13 protein-coding genes are annotated in these 18,706 nt (G+C 60.2%); 2 read left to right on the top strand and 11 right to left on the bottom strand.

Annotation, left to right across the window (positions count from 1 at the left end):
* Window position 1: 1 nt before the first annotated feature.
* From ACRRQW_RS10320 to ACRRQW_RS10275, 10 genes are all read right to left on the bottom strand, one after another.
* Entirely contained in the window at window positions 2–1,339 is a 1,338-nt protein-coding gene (locus ACRRQW_RS10320; RefSeq protein WP_438481272.1) for a selenium-binding protein SBP56-related protein, read from the bottom strand.
* Window positions 1,340–1,489: 150 nt separating this feature from the next.
* The gene (locus ACRRQW_RS10315) at window positions 1,490–1,939 is read right to left on the bottom strand and encodes a MauE/DoxX family redox-associated membrane protein (protein ID WP_438481271.1); all 450 of its coding nucleotides are present in this window, start codon (window positions 1,937–1,939) and stop codon (window positions 1,490–1,492) included.
* A gap of 8 nt (window positions 1,940–1,947) precedes the next feature.
* Window positions 1,948–2,106 (bottom strand): hypothetical protein, encoded by a 159-nt coding sequence (locus tag ACRRQW_RS10310; protein WP_438481270.1) that lies wholly within the window; start codon window positions 2,104–2,106, stop codon window positions 1,948–1,950.
* 12 nt (window positions 2,107–2,118) lie between these two features.
* Window positions 2,119–2,697 (bottom strand): thioredoxin domain-containing protein, encoded by a 579-nt coding sequence (locus ACRRQW_RS10305; RefSeq protein WP_438481269.1) that lies wholly within the window; start codon window positions 2,695–2,697, stop codon window positions 2,119–2,121.
* A 262-nt stretch (window positions 2,698–2,959) separates the two neighbouring features.
* On the bottom strand, window positions 2,960–5,782 hold the full coding sequence (locus ACRRQW_RS10300; RefSeq protein WP_438481268.1) for a TonB-dependent receptor domain-containing protein: 2,823 nt from the start codon (window positions 5,780–5,782) through the stop codon (window positions 2,960–2,962).
* A 259-nt stretch (window positions 5,783–6,041) separates the two neighbouring features.
* Window positions 6,042–7,310 carry an OsmC family protein gene (locus tag ACRRQW_RS10295; protein ID WP_438481267.1) on the bottom strand — a complete coding sequence of 423 codons (1,269 nt, stop codon included), beginning with the start codon at window positions 7,308–7,310 and terminating at the stop codon, window positions 6,042–6,044.
* Between the two features lie 324 nt (window positions 7,311–7,634).
* Window positions 7,635–8,837, bottom strand: coding sequence for a YeeE/YedE thiosulfate transporter family protein (locus ACRRQW_RS10290; RefSeq protein WP_438481266.1), 1,203 nt, complete (start codon window positions 8,835–8,837; stop codon window positions 7,635–7,637).
* A gap of 85 nt (window positions 8,838–8,922) precedes the next feature.
* Window positions 8,923–9,846, bottom strand: a complete 924-nt coding sequence (locus ACRRQW_RS10285) for a sulfurtransferase (RefSeq protein WP_438481265.1) — start codon at window positions 9,844–9,846, stop codon at window positions 8,923–8,925.
* A gap of 426 nt (window positions 9,847–10,272) precedes the next feature.
* Window positions 10,273–11,088: a hypothetical protein gene (locus ACRRQW_RS10280; RefSeq protein WP_438481264.1), complete on the bottom strand. Its 816-nt coding sequence runs from the start codon at window positions 11,086–11,088 to the stop codon at window positions 10,273–10,275.
* Window positions 11,089–11,284: 196 nt separating this feature from the next.
* Window positions 11,285–13,354 carry a prolyl oligopeptidase family serine peptidase gene (locus ACRRQW_RS10275; RefSeq protein ID WP_438481263.1) on the bottom strand — a complete coding sequence of 690 codons (2,070 nt, stop codon included), beginning with the start codon at window positions 13,352–13,354 and terminating at the stop codon, window positions 11,285–11,287.
* Between the two features lie 192 nt (window positions 13,355–13,546).
* On the opposite strand from ACRRQW_RS10275, the gene ACRRQW_RS10270 reads away from it, so the two are divergent.
* Window positions 13,547–15,145, top strand: coding sequence for an ATP-binding protein (locus ACRRQW_RS10270; RefSeq protein ID WP_438481262.1), 1,599 nt, complete (start codon window positions 13,547–13,549; stop codon window positions 15,143–15,145).
* A gap of 58 nt (window positions 15,146–15,203) precedes the next feature.
* On the opposite strand, the gene ACRRQW_RS10265 is transcribed toward ACRRQW_RS10270, so the two are convergent.
* Entirely contained in the window at window positions 15,204–17,096 is a 1,893-nt protein-coding gene (locus ACRRQW_RS10265; RefSeq protein WP_438481261.1) for an alpha-amylase family glycosyl hydrolase, read from the bottom strand.
* Window positions 17,097–17,294: 198 nt separating this feature from the next.
* On the opposite strand from ACRRQW_RS10265, the gene ACRRQW_RS10260 reads away from it, so the two are divergent.
* Complete coding sequence (locus ACRRQW_RS10260) at window positions 17,295–18,704, top strand: M16 family metallopeptidase (protein WP_438481260.1); 1,410 nt, start codon at window positions 17,295–17,297, stop codon at window positions 18,702–18,704.
* Window positions 18,705–18,706: the final 2 nt, after the last annotated feature.

Raw genomic sequence — 18,706 nt, 5'->3', positions numbered from 1 at the left:
GTCAGTTGGCGGAGACCGCCCGCTGCGCGCCGAGTTTGAGGGCCCCGAAAAGCATGTGATGCGGTCGCCCGAGTTGGAGCGCGGTGAAGTCGAGATCGAACGTCGCGGTCAAGCTGCGGCCATCCCACGTGAAACCGCGCACGTATTGATCGTTATCAGCGCCCTTCTTATCCCACTGCGTGAGCAGCGAACTGCTGAAGTAGAGGCGTTTTCCGTCCCAGCTTTGTGAAACCATGTTCAACTGCCGACCGATTTGTTTTTCGTAGATTTTCTTGGGATGATGCGGATCGGACACATCGAACACGTGGACTTTTCCATCGGTGAACCCATTCACGAAAAGCAAACGATCATCGGCGCTGAGACTGATATCGGAAGGCCCAACGCTCACGCCTTCCGGCCCGATGTGCGCGACTTCCTTGGCTGCCCACCCATCTTTTTTCGTTTCGTGAATGAGCCAGATTTTCGAAGTCGTCGCGGTGTGCGTGAACGCGTAATTGCTTTTCTCGTTCCACGCCCAGCGGACTTCGAGCGGCGTGCCGGGCACGGAAAACACCTGTCGCGGGGTGCGCGTGTGAAAATCCCAGAGCACGACCGAGTTTCCAAAATTCTTCACCGCTTCGGTGTCCTTGATGAGTTCGTCGAGATCGCGGGTGTAATTTTTCCAGCCCGTAAATGAAGTCGTCAGCATCACGTTTTTGCGCGGGAGCACACGGGCGTCGTAACCGTAACCGTCGGCGAACTCCGCGCCGGGCAAATTCGGCATCGTCTCCTTGGTCGGCATCCAGTGCGTCGCGATGTAAGTGCCGTCGTTTCCGAATTCGACCAGCGCCGTGCGCCCGCCCAAATCCTTCGAATTCGAAAGGCACGGAATCAAGACGCGCCCCGGCAACGGATAAACGCCATGCGGACCGACCGCGCCGCCGGTAATTTCCGCAAAGTTTTCAATCGTCTTCACATGCCGCGGCTTCGCGGGATCGGTGTAGATGTCGTAGATGAAAATTTTGCTCGTGCCCAACCCCGCCAACCAGAGCTGACGGCGATCATCCGTGAATCCGCCGTGGTGCGCTTCGTGCCGCCCACCGACCGAGTGGGAATGGATCACCTTGCCGTAAGTCGGCGAGCCGGGCCGCACGTCGACCGTGACAAGTTTATCGGAACCGTCGCCCATGCTTTCCTGGCCGAGCGTCCACACATAGACAAAATCCTCCTGCCCTTCGATGCGGACGAGATAAGGCGACGAGCAGGTCTCATCCGCCCGCGTCAAGAGCGCCAGCAAGGCCAGCCCGAACGCGAGGAAAAGCCCACGGATCGAAGTTAAGGAGTGATGAGAAGACGACATGGGCATCGACAGGAGATTTTGAAACAGTGAGCCCCGCGGCGCGGCGCGAGGCGTGAATCAAAAATAAAGCGCCATCGTGCGGTGGTCCGCTCAGACAAGCTGCGCTCCGAAGCTGGAGCGGACTTGGATTTGGTCAAAGCCGGAATGAGGTCATCCGCTCGACTGCGTGCGCCGCCATTCACCTGCGGCCAAGCTCACCGCAAGCACGAGCAAAAGCATAGCACGCCCTAGCGCGGGGACTGGCTGCGAGAACCAACCGAGGTCGACCGCCCCGAAACACGCGCAGTTCAAACTCAGTTCGCGCGCGATGCCTTGCCCTAGCGCGACGACAAACGTGGCGGCGAGCAAAGCCGCCAGCCCGCTCGCCGTTTCCACCCAACGATTAAAAATCAGCAGCGCACCGGTCGCGATTTCCAGCCACGGCAGAACGACCGCAATCAGCCGGACAATCGTGTCTGGCAATCCGAGTTGGTAAGAACCGAGGCCCGCGTAAACAGCCACCGGCGCGGTAAGTTTCACGATTCCCGCCAAAAGAAAAACCACTCCGAGAATCCAGCGCGCAACAATGCGAAAGCGTAATTGAAAGGGAGACGACGTCATGCGGCGAATCAGCGGAACGACTCCACGGACCGAAACTTCGGCAACGGTCGCGAAAATACCACGCGCTGATCCGATCGTAGCCAATCCACGACGAGCCCGGCCACCGTGGAAACGATCACGACGAGCAACGCTCGTTTCACGTAGATCGGGGTGCGCGGAGAAGTCATCACGGTGCCGGTTTAAGGCGACGCCAGCAGGCTGTCGAAAACTTCCCGGTAGTAAGCCAGCGGCTGCAAGTCCTCGATCACGCCTTCCGACCAGCGGCCGGTGTTGCTCAGCTTGCGCACGAGAAAAGTCGGCGTGCCGCGCACTTTCAAATGAGCGTAGTCGGAAAAATCCTCGACCACATGCGCGTGAGTGGCGGGATCGGACAGCGCTTTTTGCAGTGCCGCTTTTTGCGCAGCCTCGAGAAAGGTGAATGCGGCCAGCGGTTCTTGATCGGATTTTCCGGCAACATCAAAGAGCGCCGGCAACGATTCCCAATACACGCCTACCTGCAACGCGGCGCGGGCGGCGAGGAATACCTGCGAGTCTTGATCGCGCGGGTTATTGCTCGCGTTGATAGCGACCCAGGCGACTTTTCCGGTGTCGATATACTGCTGTTTGAGGGTCGGAAAAACAGTTTCATGAAACGTGCGGCAGTGCGCGCATTTGAAACTGAAGAATTCCACGACGACGATCGGCGCTGTTTCGCTCCCGAGAGTGGCGCGCAGTTTTTTCTTCAACGGAGCGCCCAGTCGCGCGTCGGTGTCAGTCAAGGGGGGAGTTTGCGCGAATACCGAATGGGGAAGCAGCCACGCTGCGGCCACCAAGACCAAAGCCAGGCGGGCGAATAGGTGAGATGATTTGGTCGTCTGGCTAAGAAACATAGAATGAGTGTCGCGCTCGGTGCTTTCGACTGAGCTGATATCCCGCGGGGCTGATGGCCCCGCCTCCAATAATTGAGAAGAAATAAAAACCGACGGCCACCTGCGTGGCCGTCGGCGTGTGTGTGGTGTTGGCGGCTTGATTAGCGCGCGATCAAAACAGTTTGAAGTTTACGATGACGCCGATCCAGCGCGGCACGCCCGGTTTGTAGGAATTCCAGGCGAGCAGGATGCTGTCATCGACGTTGAAGACATTCTTCGCGACGAGACTGACGTCGAAGCGCTGATCCTTGCGACCGAAGCCAATCGAGATGTCGGTCAGGCCGTAGGATTCGGTGAACGAGTAACGCGACAGCGTCGTGTCGGTGTAATATCCGCTTTGGAAATTATAATTCACGTTGGTGTGAATCACGTTGTTCCCGATCGGGTAAGTGAAGTCCGCGTAAACGTTGCCGCTGAACTTCGGTGCGCCGGGCAAGGTTTTGCCGGTGGCGTCCCAATACGCGGTCGGCGTGCCGGGGCCGCCTTGCTCGCCGGGGCGCGGCGCGAACTTGAAGTCCTTGTAAACGGCTTCCGTGTAGGCGCCCGAGATGCGGAGCGTCGTGTAAGGAATCCCGAGATACGAGGCGTCGAGCTCGATGCCTTTCGTCTGCACTTTCGGCACGTTGCCGAGGGTCGAGACGTAGGCGAGCAGGCCGTTGTTGTTCAACTGAGTTTGCACCTCGTCGTAAACGAACGTCGGCTGGATGTAGTTGTCGATGTTCTGGAGGAACGCCGTCGCATTCACGATGAACGTGCGATCGAGGAAAAAGGCGCGCGTGCCGACCTCGAATGCATCCGTGGTTTCCTTTTCAACCGGCACCGACTTTCCGCCGAGGATCGTGCCGCCGACGAGTTGGGAAATGCCGGCTTTCTCGCCGTGTTTCCACGAAGCGAACACCGTCTGCTGGTCGTTCAACTTATACGTCGCGCTGATCTCGCCGTTCGGGAGCACTTCTTCGAATGGCTCCGCGTCGGTTTGTTGGTAGAGCGAACCGATGCGCGCCGCGCGAATCGATTTCGCCGCGCCGACTTGGGCGCGTTGCGCGGCCGTGAGGCCACCGTAAGTCGCCACGCCGAAATATTTCTGCGCCACGAAATCGGCGAGCGCGAGTTGCGTGGCGCTGTTCGTGCCCGTGAGCGCGCCGGCGGCGTTCGAGCTAAAGCCGTTTAGCTGAACGTTGTTCACCGATGCCGGATTGAGTTCCGGTGCAAAACCGTCCTGCGCGATCTTGCTGTAGCCCGAGGTCTTGCGTTCTTCCTGGGTGAGACGCAGGCCGGCGGTCAACGCGAGGCGTTCGCTGATTTTCCAAGTGAGATTGGAATACGCGGCGAGGCTCGTGTTGTTGAGTTTTTCCGCGCGCTTCGTGATCAGGCCGTCCGTGGCATTCTTGAGCAACGACCAGCCGGAAGTGCTGGTGGCGTTCGGGAGCAACGGATCGACGGGATCGAGAATCGCATACTGTGCGGCGTTGGCATACCACGCGCCGCCGTCCGCGCCGTAGCGCTCGGTCTGGCTGTAGTTCGGGAAACGGCCTTCGTAGAAATAAACGCCGCCTTGATACTTCAACGCCGGATTGATTTTCCAATCGGCGCGGAATTCCTGACTGAGCTGTTCGAAACTCGTCTGCGTGCCACGCGGGGCACGCAGCCAGTCGAACGGCGTGTGCGTGCCCGCGCCTTGCGAGAACTCGTAGTCACGCCAACCGGAGATCGAAGACACCGTGAAGTTGTCGCTGAGTTCAGACTTGAGGTTCAGCGTCACGCCGCGCGTTTCGTAAGTGTTCGGATACTCGGCGATGGTGTTGGTCTCCTTCGCGTAGTAATCGTCGATGGTGTAGTCGGCGCGTTGCGCGAACCAGCGACGCTGGATTTTGCCGAAGCCATCTTCAGCGTAATCCACGGCGATGCGATTGCCGTTGGCGTCGAGACGATCGTAAAACGCCGGGGTCTTCAGGCGAAATGCGAAGCAGTTTTCGCAAATTTCACGTCCGGTCGGCGTGAGGTCGAAGCTCAGGCGCGCGGACAACTTGTCAGTCGGCAGCCACAGGAATTGCGCGCGCAAGTTGGTGCGATCCGTGTTTCGCCACGTGTAGGTCGTGTCGTTTTTATTCGGGAACGGGCCGTCCGCCGTTTCGCGATGGAGCGAGATGCGGTAAGCGAGTTCGTTTTCGATGATCGGCCCGCCGATGGTCGCCGAGCCGGTGACTGCGTTGCGCTGACCGAACAGCGCGTCGCCAAACGCCTCGGGCACGAAGCTGGCATCCTTGGTGCGGATCGAGACGCGGCCAACGTTGGAATTTTTTCCACCGTCGATGCCGTTCGGCCCGCGCGTGACGTCGACGCTTTGGATGTCGGAATAATTCGAGAGCGCGGAAATCGAAGTGATGCCGTGGCTCACGCCATCGACCGTCACGCCGACGCTCGGGTCCAGCACGCCCGCGCCGGCGGCCCAACCCACGCCGCGCACGAAGATCGAAGCGGTGTTCGGGTTTTGCCACGAGGTGCGCACGTTGCCGATGCGCTTCACGATATCGCGGAAATTATTGACGTGAAATTTCTTCAACTCGTAGCCGGTGACGACGGAAACGGATTTCGGAACTTCGCGCAGATCGGTTTCCGCGCGCACGACAATCTTGCCCAAATCCAAAGCGTCTTCCTTGGGAGGCTGCGCGGCCGTTTGCCCGACGGGCAGCGTTTGTGCGCTGGCAATGGAGGCAGACGCGACCGGAGTGCCGATGGCTTCGGCGCTTCTGGTTTCCGCGAGCAGTTTTTGAAGGCGCGCGATTTCGGCTTCGATTTGCGAGGACGTTTGCGCGCCGAGCGGCAGTGAAACCAAAATGCTGCCGAGCGTGAGCAGTGCGACCAGCTTGGATTTGGAAGGAGCGAAACGAGGGCTTCGCGGGTTGGCTGACTGATGAGATCCTGACCTGTTCATAACTTGTTGGTTTAAGGTGTGCCGCAGCGTGGCGGCGCGCGCGCATCCGCCTTGGCGACGGAGTGAGGCGCGCGAAAGAGATCGCTGCGTGGTGATGCGCGGGCTGACCGGTCGTCCGGTGCCTGCGCTTGACTGAACTTCCCGACGGTTTGCCGTGGTCGGCACAACCCTGACGTAAATTGACTGGCGCGGTGCAGCCCGGGATATGGCGACCCCAGGCTAAGTGAGGGTCGCCAACATCCCAGAGCTCTACCCCAAATTAATTACCGACGGCTTTTTCTTTTTCCGCGGTGTAAGGTCCGCGCACGATCGTGCCTTTAACCGGCTGAGAATCTTTCAGCATGTTGTAGATCGGGCAGATGGCCTCGACGGCTTTTTGCAGCGCTTCGATTTTCTCTTTTGGTTCCGGCGAACCAATGTTCACGCGGTAGGCGATGTCTTTGTAGACCGGCGGATTTGCGGTGTTGCCGAGGCGCGTCGTGAGCGTGCCTTCGACTTCGAGCTCCAATGTGTCGAGCACGACCTGGCGCTTCGAAGCTTCGATTTCGTAGATGTGCGTGAGACACGTGATCATGCGACCGAGAATGTCTTCTTCCGGGACCACGCCGATATTGTGGCCGCCGAGATAGCGCGGATAATCGTGGATGATTTGAAAATTTCCGTTGTCGGTGCGGATGTTGCGGATGCCGGTGTCGCCCTCGACTTTGACGTGCGCACGCAGCGGCGGACGCGAGTCGTCACGCTTGGGAGCGACGCGATCTTTCGTCCACTCGGGCGGCACGGCTCCTTGGGAGGCGGCATATTTATCTTCGAGAAACTCCCGGAGACCGGCGAGCACCTTGCCTTCGCGCTGCGCGGGCGTCGGCGTGAGCACCAACGTGCCGTGGCCGATGTTTTGCGCCTGCGTCACGAGATTCAGCACGGGCGAAACACGTTCCACGGTTTTGCGCAACTCTTCCAGCTGTTGGTCGGACGCCGGCGACTCGACAAAGATCGTGTAAGCGAGGCCGCGCGGATACGTCACTTGCGTGCCCGTGGTTTGCGACGGCGCGGAGCCGGGACGGCTTGTGAAGATAACTTCGAGCGAGTCGATCGGGATGCCTTTGAGCGACGCTTGCGTGAGAAAATCGCCGGCCACCGCGCTGCTCAGCGCCGAGACCACGCTCGGCCACGAGCCGGCGGCGAGATTGAACTCAGCCGTCTCGCGGCCGCCGTCGCTCAGGAGTTGGAAATTGCGGATGCGCAGGCGGCGAATGCCGGTGCGGCTCTCGGCGGTGACTTTGGCGGAAAGCTTAACGGACTTTTCGAGTTCGGGATTTCCTTTCAGGAGCGAGAGTGCGGAGCGCTGGCGGGTTTGGAAATCGCGCAGCGATTCGCCGTCGTCGAACGCGGCTGGCGTTTGCGCCCAGTCTTGGGTGGTGTGAGTCGCTTGCGCGTGAAGCGACTGCGAAGTGACGGCGAGGAGTCCCAGAGCGGCCACGCTGCTGGCGAAGAGGCTCGAGAAGTTTTTTGGTGAAGTAAGTTTCATGCGGGTGTGCACAGACTGCGCTGCTGAAGAGGAGAACGATCTGCGGAGCACGCGCTCGAGGCCGGAAGCATCGAAACGCGTAGATGGATTGCTGGTTTGCGCCGGGGGCCGGGTGTGCGGTGACGGCGATTAATTTTAAAGAGACTCCAAAGTGTCTGCCGTGGTCGGCCCGACTTACTTCTGGACAGGATTTTCGCTGCGTAGCGGTGAATCGCGGTGCATAAAGTTAATTCCTACTGGAAAGGTAAAGTATAAAACCAACGCGCGGAAAAAATCTTTTGTCATAGCGGGTCGATGCGCGGGAAAATTTATCCGCGCGGAAATTTACTGGCCGAGCGCGCGCCGGAATTTCAATCCGCCGTAAACGCCCACCACCAGCGCGATCGCAAAAATCCAACCGGATACGGCGAACGCCTGAATGCCTGAGAGCAACGTGCCGATGGAGCAGCCGATTGAAATCATCGAACCAAAGCCGAGCAGCACCCCGCCCACGAGCGCCAGCCCCACGCGCGGCCAAGTCGGGCGCTCGGGTTGGAATTGTCCCGCCGCCAGTCCGCCCGCCAGCGCTGCCGCGACTAGGCCAATCACGAAAAGCGCATTGGGCGTGAAGAGAACTTCGGTAATGTAGGCGGTGCCGCAGCCGGGAAATTCATCGAGGCCCGGCAAATTTTTCGGCACTACGCCAGCTTGCCCACCGAACTTTCGCGCCAAGCGACCGAGTTCGGACGTGACGCCCAGCGGCGTGGAACGCAGATACACCGCCGTTCCAAGTAAACCGACCAAGACACCACCGAGCCAGTGCGGCCAGCGATCGACCCACACCGCGCGCGCGAGGCCCCGCAGTGAGCGTTCCATCGCCGGACGCGGCGACGGCACGATTCCGCGTCGCCAGACCCCGAACGCGAGCGCTGCGAGCACGAGAAGTTGCAGCGCGAGCGCGCCGCCATACCCGAGATTCCGCGGGAGCCAAAGGATCGGCGCTTCGGTCAGCGCGCGCACATAGAAAAATTCCCACGCGTTAAACCCAAGAATGAAACCACCCGCCGCGCCGCCGAGCGCGACCGGCGCGAGCAGCGATCCTTCCCCGAGGCGGTAAAAGTGCGCGCTGAGGCAAGAGCCGGACAAAGCCATGCCGATGCCAAAAGTCAGGCCGCCGACGAGCAAGTGCCAGCCCGCCGGGCCGACATGCGCCCGCGGTGGAAATTGCGTCGTCTCGGGAAACGGCACCCACGCGCCGAGCACCACCGCATAACCGAGCGCGCCGACCGCCAGCGCCGCGAGCAATCCCAGCACGGGGCGCGCATCCCGCTCCTCGATGAATTCCCGTAAGCCGCAATAAAAACAGAACCGCGAGCGCTGCAGCACAAAGCCAAATACCGCGCCGCTGATCAGCGGCCATGAACTGGTGCGCCCGTAAAACACACTCCCATGCAGATACCACGCCGCCGCCATGAGCGCGGTCACGAGCAGACCAGCGCCGATCAAACCGGCCGGACGAAGAGCAGAAGTCGGAGAGGATTCAGGCATGGGAGCGGAAGCGCACAGCGCGGATACAAGCGCAGGACGACCGGCGGTTTTCGACTGGTCGTCTCAGCGGCGAGAATGGTGGCGATTACTTCCCGTTCCAGACGGTGCCGGTGGGATTGTCGATGGGCACGCCGACGGCGTTGCCGTATTCTGTCCACGAGCCGTCATACTGCTTGGCGCTGTAGTCCAGAATCTGGCTCAGCACGAACCAGCTGTGGCTCGAGCGTTCGCCGATGCGGCAGTAAGCAATGACGGGCTTGCTGCCGTCGACGCCGGCCTCGGCGTAAATTTTTTTCAACTCGGCTTTTGACTTAAAGGTGCCGTCCTCGGCGTTCACTGCTTTGGCCCACGGGACATTCACCGCGCCGGGGACGTGGCCGGCGCGCACGGAGAGTTCCTTGCTGTTCGCAGGCGCGAAAAGTTTTCCGGAATATTCATCAGGCGAACGGATATCGAGGAGCTTGGTCTCGGATTTGCCTTCGGCCACCGCGACGACATCGCCGAGCCGCGCGCGGAGTTCAGTATTCACTTTAGTCACGGCGTAGTGCGTGGCCGGCGCGTTGCCGGGAATCGGAGAATAAGGGCGTTTTTCGAGCTCCCATTTTTTGCGACCGCCATCGAGCAAACGCACGTCGGCATGGCCGTAGTAATTAAAAATCCACGCGCCCCACGCGGCGAACCAGTTGTTGTTGTCGCCGTAAAGCACGACGGTGGTGTCGGGCTTGATGCCGAGGCGCGACGCGAGCGCTTCGAATTGTTTTTTTGAAACGATGTCGCGGCGCACCGTGTCGACGAGGTCGTTGTGCCAGCTGACGTTGAAAGAGTCGGGAATATGACCTTGTTCGTAGAGACCAGGGTCAACCGAGACTTCGATGACGCGGACATTGGGTTTCGAAGCGTTTTGCGCGACCCAATCGGTGGTCACGAGGACATCTTTGGCGGCGAGACTAACCGCGAACGCACTGGCCGCGAGCGTGGTCGGGAAGGCGAATTTGAGGAAGGATTTCATGGTGAGGGAACTGGCGTAACCACCGCTCCACTGGATGAATGGTCGCGGCCGGGAAATGAACTTTAAGAGAGCCACCCCGTGTAAGGGTCGGCGGAGAAATTGAGGATAGCACAGATCGGAATGGATCGATCGCGTGCGGGTGAAGCATCGGCATCCCAGGTGCGTTGCGCCGAAAGGAATGCCTCGCTTGAGAAACCGGTGCTCGAAAAGCCCTCGGTCAGGGAATTTTCGATTCTGAATTTTTCACCTTCGCTTCGCAGTGGACTGCTGAAGGGTTTGGAAAGTGATCCGCGTTCGCTCGGTGTAGAGAAGAACGCCGACTTGGAAAATCAATCGGCTAGCCAAGGCAAACTAAAACGAGTTGGCACCGGACGTCATGACCGTGCCGGCTCCAAAAATTTTCGGCGAGCCGTGGCGGTCGCAGGATCAGTTGAAAATCCACGCACCGACTTCATGAACCCGGTGAAATTCCGTCGACCACTCGGGAATCGGCGCGAGATCCCAGCGCCAGAGTTTATCGGGTTTGGGCAGGCCGAAACGTTCGTGGAGCGTGTCGCGCTTGAGCAATTTTCCATCGGGGCCGACGTCGAGGCGCGCGGCGTCGGCGAGCAGGATGCGCACGGCGGCGGGGCGCGCGTGGAGCCATTCGAGGTGGCGTTTCGCGGCGGCCTTGGCGCAACGCTCGGGAACCTGTTTGTCTTTTTCGTAAGCGGGCAACGAGTGGCCGGGCACGAGACCGAGTTGCGAAATGCAATTCGCCGAGACAATGAAATCAGGTTCGCCGCCCGGCGGCGGGCCGGCATCGGCGCGCGCGAAATACAAATGCGCATCGGCGGGCGACAGCGTGGCCTTCACCGTCGCCAGCCCGGCGAGTGCGCCGCTGGCGTCCCACTGCTCGCAGGTCACGCGGCCACGCGACGCCCGCGCGAGCTTTTTGGCTTCGGCGCCGACGACAATATCGGCGAGCACGACGTGCTCAAAAATTGCGGCGAGTTCCGCCACCGGCACATCAAGGCAGTCGCCCGCGCCGATCACGAGCGCGCGACGACGGCGATCCGGCGGACAGAGTTGCGCCGCCTCGACGATGGCCGCGCGACTGGCCTCCAAATGCGGAGCCCACGAGGCTTGCACGCGACGATGGCGTTTCGCGATGGCCTTGTGTTCGTGCAGTAACCCAAGTTCGCGCGCCTCGGGCGAGCACTCAGCGGCGAAGCCGCGCAGGAAATCGGGGATGATGAACATGAAGGGTGTTACAAAAGGTAGGGGCGGTTAGCCTTAACCGCCCTTGAACGTGATAGCGCGGTCAACGCGAGGGCGGTTAGGGATAACCGCCCCTACCCTAGGATGCTTAATTGGTAGGGCCCGACCTCCGGGCGGGCCGCGTGCAATCGAGATTCCTGACGGCCTGCCCGGAGGTCAGGCCCTACCGTTGTGAGTTTTATTTTTTCAAATACACCGCGAGCCAGTCGAAGATGGTGTCGTGCCAGAGGCGGGAGTTTTGCGGCTTGAGCACCCAATGGCCTTCATCAGGGAAATAGAGCAGCTTCGAAGGAATGCCCTGGCGTTGCAGCGCAGTGAAGAGGCTAAGGCCTTGGTTGATCGGCACGCGGAAATCGAGTTCGTTGTGGATAATCAGATTCGGCGTCTTGAAATTTCCGGCGTAGCGATGCGGCGAGAATTTCTCCTGCTCGGAATTTTCCCACGGCTTGCCATGTTCCCATTCGTCGAACCACGTCTCCTCGGTGGTGCCATACATGCTGGAGAAATCAAACACGCCGCAATGCGTCACGAGCGTCTTGAACTTCGTCGTGTGGCCTTGGAACCAGTTCATCATGTAACCGCCGTAACTCGCGCCGGCCGACGCCATGCGCGTGGTGTCGATGTAGGGTTGCTGCTCCAGGTGCGCGAGCGCGGCCATGAGGTCTTCATACACTTTGCCGCTCCAATCCTTCGAAATGTCATCGGTAAATTTCTGGCCGAAACCGGTCGAACCGCGCGGATTCGGAAGCGCGATCACGTAACCTTGCGCGGCCCAGACGGCGGCGTTCCAGCGCGTGGACCACGAGTCGGCAAACGCGCCTTGCGGGCCGCCGTGCACCCAAAAGACGAGCGGGTATTTCTTTTTCGCATCGAAACCCGGCGGACGCAGAATCCACATCTGCACTGGATCGCCGCCCGCGCCTTTCACAGTGACGTATTCCGGCTCGGGCAAATCGAGTTGCGCGAACAGAGCGTCGTTCGTGCGCGTGAGCGGCTTCGTGGTGCCGTCGGCGAAGTTGTGAATCATCACTTCGGGCGCGCGGGTGAGTTTTGATTGCGTGAAGACCATGAAGCGCGGGTCTTGCGCGAGGCTGAACTCACCGCTCACGCCGCCGTTGACGACCTGTGTGAGTTTGCTGGTGGCGACGTCGACCGTCCACAGCGGCTTCGTGGCTTTTTCCTCGGCGTCGAATACGAGGCGTTTGCCGTCGGCGCTCCACGTGAAGGCGTGCGCGGAAATATCGACTTCCTTGGTCAGGCTCCAGTTTTCGCCGCTCGCGAGCGAGAGCACGCGGAGTTCCCATTTGTCGGCTTCGAAACCGGGGCGCGCCTGCGCGCGATACGCGACGGTTTTTCCATCCGGCGAGAAACGCGGGAATGTATCCGCCGCGGGATTGTTCGTGAGCTGGCGCTTCTGGCCGCTTTCGAGATTCACGAGCCAGATGTCGTGATTCGTGTTCCACGCCTGCTCGCGCGTGACGTGATGCGGCGCAGTGAACGCCAGCGATTTTCCATCGGGAGAAAACGCGAAATCATCCCCTTCGCTAAACGTCGACGAAGTCGGCACGGCGTCGTTTTCGCCGGGGGTCGCGTTGCGTGGTTCGCCGACGGCGGCGCCGTCCTTCACATTTACGACGAAGAGGTGTTTGCGTTTGTCGTCCACCCACGAATCCCAGTGGCGATACAGCAGCTGCGTGATGACGCGCGCCTTGACCTTGGAGGCGGTGCGGGCGTCGGATTTTTCTTTGTTCAACTTGTCCGCTTCCGCGAAGGGTTTCGCGGAAAACTCCGGAAACACAGCGGAGACGAACGCGAGTTTGTCGCCGGTCGGCGACCAAACGGCTTGCGACGCCTGCGTGGAAATCGAGGTGAGCTTCTGCGCCTCGCCGCCTGTCGCAGGCATGAGCCAGATCTGCGAGGTGCCGTCGCGCGTCGATTCGAAGGCGAGCCACTTGCCGTCGGGCGACCAGCGCGGGTGACGATCGTGTTTCGGCGAATTGGTGAGCTGGCGCGGTTCGCCGCCTGCGGTGGAAATGAGCCAGATATCGCTGTTAGTGGCGTTTTCCTCGTAAGCGACGTCGGCCACGACATACGCGACCCATTGACCGTCGGGAGACAACTGCGGATCGGAAACGCGATGAATTTTCATTAAATCATCGACCGTAATCGGACGGCCCGCCGCAAACACGGTCAACGCTGTCCAGGCCATCAACACACTCAAACCAACCTTTCGGGAAAAGAGATGCATGCGCCGAGCAAACGCTGGATTCAGCCTCGCGCAAGCCGCGAGCATGGCGTCGGTAACCGTGTCGCCATCGGCGGCTGCGCGCACGGGGCCTTTACCCTAGAGAGGGGGTTTGCCGTTGCGGCTTGGTTTCTGCTGTGAAAAGAAAGCTGTGCAGCCGGGACGCTTCAAAAAAATTTCCAGCCCAGCCACGCCATGAGTCCGCTCAACATTCTCCACTTAGAAGACAGTCCCACGGACGCCTACCTGATCGAACAGATGTTGGTGCGCAACGGCGTCAATGCGCGCTTGGTCGTCGTCGATAAGCCGGATGATTTTTGCGACAAGCTCGCGACGGGGAAATTCGATCTCGTCCTCTCCGATAGCAGCGTGCCCGGCTTTAGCGCGATTGCCGCGTTGCATCACGTGACGCTCAAGAAACCCGGCACGCCGTTCATCTGCGTCACCGGGGCTGGCGATCGCATCACTTCGCGCGTGCTCTTCACCGCCGGCGCGGCGGACTACATCGTCAAAGACGAACTCGAAAAACTTCCCGCCAGCATTCGGCAGGTGCTCGATCGTCCGAAGCCCGCTGCGCCCGCGTCCGGTTTACAACGCGGCACGCAAGTGCTCGTCGCCGCCGTGCAATCGCTTTCCCTCGCGCGCGACATCGAAACGATTCGCGAAATTGTGCGCCGTGCCGCGCGTGAACTCACCGGCGCCGACGGCGCCACGTTCGTGCTGCGCGATGGCGACCATTGCCACTACGTCGACGAAGATGCCATTTCGCCGCTCTGGAAAGGCCAGCGTTTCCCGCTGAGCACCTGCATCAGCGGTTGGGTGATGCTTAACCGGCAGTCCGCCGTCATCGACGACATCTACGCCGACGCGCGCATCCCTGCCGACGCTTACCGCCCGACGTTCGTGAAGAGTCTGGTGATGGTGCCGATCCGCACCACCGCGCCTATCGGGGCCATCGGCAATTATTGGGCTTCGCGCCATCAAGCAACGCCCGAGCAAATCGAGTTACTCCAAGCCCTCGCCAACACCACCGCGGTCGCGATGGAAAATGTGCAGGTGTATCAGGAACTCGAAAAACGCGTGCGCGATCGCACCGCGCAACTGCACTCCGCGAATCAGGAACTCGAAGCCTTTTCCTACTCCGTCTCCCACGATCTGCGCGCGCCGTTGCGCGCCATCAAGGGCTTTGCCGGCATCCTGCAACTCGACGCTTCGCAGAATCTCGACGAGACCTCGCGCCTCCACCTCTCGCGCATCCTCGAAGAATCCGCGCGCATGGGCTCGCTCATCGAGGATTTGCTGCGCCTCTCCCAAGTCACGCGCAGCGAACTGAACCGCGAATCGGTCAACTTGAGCGATCTCGTCACGCGGATTTGCAACGGCCTCGCGGTGCAGAACCCCCAGCGCCAGGTCGAACTCACCATCACGCCGCAACTCACCGCCACCTGCGATCGCGGCCTCATTACCGCCGTGCTGGAAAATCTTTTGTCCAACGCGTGGAAGTATTCTTCGAAAGTGCAAGGTGCCGCGCGCGTGCAGTTCGGCAGCGTGCACCAAGCCGACGGCACGCCGGCATTTTTCGTGCGCGATAACGGCGCCGGTTTTGACATGAACCACGCCCTGCGCCTGTTCGCGCCGTTCCAGCGCCTGCACTCCGCGGCAGAATTTCCCGGCACCGGCGTCGGCCTCGCGACGGTGCAACGCATCGTCCACCGCCACGGCGGTCGCATCTGGGCCGAAGCCCAACCCGGCAGAGGCGCGACGTTTTTCTTTACGCTGCCGCCCGCAGAGTAAGGCAGGGCCCGACCTCCGGGCGGGCCGGCTCGTTTAAACCTCAAGACAGGCGCCCGTGCTACGCCTTGTCCTGCGAAAAAATCACGAGCGAATACGCGCCGATGCCGGTCTTGATCTGATGGGTGTAACCATCGGTTGGCACTGCGGCCGCTTCGACATCGACCGCGGGATGGTCGGAGAATTCCTGCGAGTAAGCTTTGCCATCGCTGTTCAGGCGCACCTTCCAAAGTCCACCCGTTGGCACGCCTACAACGTAGTCATTCAGCGGCTGACTTGAAAGATTAACGACGATGACGACATCGTCACCCGCACCGCCTTCGCGCCAGCGGCGAAAAGCGATGACCTTGGCCTCATGATTCACGTGATTGACCTCGATGTGCTGGCCGGTGAATCCCGCGCTCACACCACTGAGATTGCGACGCAGCACGATCAAGTCGCGATAGATCTGGTTAATGCCAGCGAATTTCTCCTGCTTGCTCCAGTCGATGGGCACTACATCGCGGAACCACTCGTCTTCAAGCAATTCCTGACCTTGAAACAACATCGGGATACCCGGCGCAGTCAGCGCGAGTGCCGCCCCGAGCACGGAACGTTTCTTCGCGAAAAAACTGTCGGCTGAACCGGGCGCGATCTCGTGCGGCAACCGCGCTTTGCCATTCGCGACTTCGTCATGCGATTCGCTGTAAACCACGCGCTTGAACGCATCGCCATCGTAGCGGTTGCGCAACGCTTCCACGACCGCGTCGAGGTTACGCTGTGAATCGTCCGACACGATCATCGCTTCACGCACGGGATGCACGAACGCGGCATCCCATTGCGAATGAAACCCTGCGCCGGCATCGCCCGTGTGTTTCACGATCCATTCACTGTTCTTTAAATCTTCGGCGATCGTGATCGTGCGCGGAAATTCTTTGCGGATGTCTTCGTTGATCCACTGGAGCAGGCTCCAGCCCTCTTTCAAATCATCATCCGGGTCGCCGTGATTGCCTTTGAACGTCCGGATGTAAACCGACATGTCGAGGCGCAGGCCATCAATACCGTAGTCGCGCAGCCACATCAGCGCGTTGTCGTGGATGTAGCGACGGACTTCGTCGCGGCCGTAGTCGGGACGCGTGTCGCCCCACGGCGTATTGGCACGCCAGTCATTGTAGAAATAGATGCCGCCCATGTCGTTTTCGCTCCAGCCGTCGAACTGCCAGATCGAAAGATCGCTCGGGCCGAAGTGATTATAGACCACATCGAGAATCACCGCGATGCCGTGGTCGTGCGCGGCCCGCACGAACGCCAGCAAGCCCTCGGGGCCGCCGTAAGCGGTTTCGACCGCGAACGGATGCGCAGGATTATAGCCCCACGAAAAATCTCCCGCGAATTCCGCGACGGGCATCACTTCGATCGCGTTGATGCCGAGGTCGCGCAGATAGGGTAATTTCTCAATCGCCGACGCAAACGTGCCCGGTTGGCCGGGTTGCGTGTGGAAACTGCCGATGTGCATTTCGTAGATCACGAGCGTGTCCATCGTCGGCGGCTGAAATCGTTTTTCGTCTGCGCTGGGTGCCGGCGCCTGCCACACAATGCCGTTGCCCACCGAGTTGGTCACTTTGCGCGCCCATGGATCGATGCGCGTGAATTTGTTTTTTTCGCAGCGAAGCTCGAAGCGGTATTCGTCACCGAATTTTGCGGTCAACACCACGCCGGCCCACATGCCACCGTCTTCCTGCACGAGCGGATGCTGTTTCCATTCGTTAAAAGAGCCGACGACGCTGACGGAGTTGGCGTTGGGCGCCCACACGCGAAAACCCACGCCGCGTTCCAGAATAATCGCGCCCATACCCTCGAACGGCTGAGCCGTCTTCGGCGCGGACGGTTTGGAAGCGAGCGGTTTAGCCGATGGCAGTTTCGAGGCAGCGGCAGCACTGGCACTGACGCGTGAGGTGGATTTTTCTGCAGGCAAGGGAGAAACGGAGAGAGTAGAAGCGTGTAGCACACTCGCTCCGACCAAGCGTTCCAACCTTCGTTCTTGGCAAAGCGTCCGAAACACCTACCGGAAAAAGCCCGATGAAGGGGTTTCCTTCGGATTAGTGCTTTTGGCGGATTGGCAAAGCCGACGCCGCTCTGCTACCGTCGCCACGCTACATCCCCTCCAAACATCATGCTCAAACGTTCCTTAACCCTTCTCGCCCTCGCCCTTTCGGTCGCGACACTCCAAGCCGCTCCCGCCGTCGAAGGCTACACTCACGTCAAGTCGCTCGGCGGCATTGACGAATACACGCTGAATTCCAACGGCCTCCAAGTGCTCCTCATGCCGGATCGCTCCGCGCCGGTGGTGACGTTCATGGTCACGTATCGCGTTGGCTCGCGCGACGAAGTCACCGGCACGACTGGCGCCACCCATCTGCTCGAGCACTTGATGTTCAAAGGCTCGAAAAATTACAACAAGGCCAACGGCCAGATCATCGACCGCCTGCTCGAAAAAACCGGCGCGCAATACAACGCCTCCACCTGGCTCGACCGCACCAACTATTACCAGACCCTCGGCAGCGAGCACCTCGACATGGTCATCGGCATGGAAGCCGACCGCATGCGCAACCTCATCCTCGACGACGCCGAGCGCAAGCCCGAGATGACCGTCGTGCGCAACGAATTCGAGCGCGGCGAAAATTCCCCGTTCCAATCCCTCATCAAGGAAATGATGGCCGCCGCTTACCAAGCGCACCCGTATCACCATTCCACCATCGGCTGGCGCTCCGACATCGAAAAAGTCTCCATCGAAAAACTTCAGGCGTTCTACAACACGTATTACTGGCCCGATAATTCCACGGTGACCGTCCTCGGTGACTTCACGCCCGAGCAAGCGCTCGGCCTCGTCAAAAAATATTACGGCGCGATTCCGAAATCGCCCACGCCGATCCCGCAAGTTTACACGGAAGAGCCCGAGCAAACCGGCCCGCGTCGCGTCACGATCAAACGCGCCGGCCAACTCGGCGTTGCTGCGATCGGCTACAAATCCATCGGCGGCCTGCACGATGATTTCGCCACGCTCAATGTCCTCGGCAACATCCTCGGCGACGGCCAGAACAGCCGCCTCTATCGCGCGCTCACCGACAAGAGCCTCACGACCAGCGTCTCGCCTTACAACGGCTACTTCAAGGATCCGACCCTCTTCATCATCTTCGCGGCCCTCGCTCCCGGCGCGACACACGAACAGGTTGAAAAAATCATCATCGAAGAGATCGAAAAAATCAAAAAGGACGGCGTCACTCAGCAGGAAACCGACGCTGCCGTGGCCAAGCTGCTCACCGATGTCGCCTTCTCGCGCGACGGCTCGTTCAGCATCGCCGGCATCATCAATGAAGACATCGCCGTCGGCGACTGGCAGAATTATGTCCAACTGCCTGAGAAATATAAAAAGGTGACGCCCGCCATGGTGCAGGCCGTCGTCGCAAAATATTTCAACGAAAACCAAAGCACCACCGGCTGGTTCGTGCCGATCGTCCCCGGCGCTCCGAAACCCCCGGCACCGGCCACAGCTAAACCCGCCGAAGCGGCTGCCTCGAAGTAAAC

This window comes from Oleiharenicola lentus (assembly GCF_051660365.1).
Lineage (GTDB): Bacteria > Verrucomicrobiota > Verrucomicrobiia > Opitutales > Opitutaceae > Lacunisphaera > Lacunisphaera lenta_A.
The sequence above is the reverse complement of the archived record's forward strand: the minus strand, read 5'-3'. Positions and strand labels throughout refer to the sequence as shown.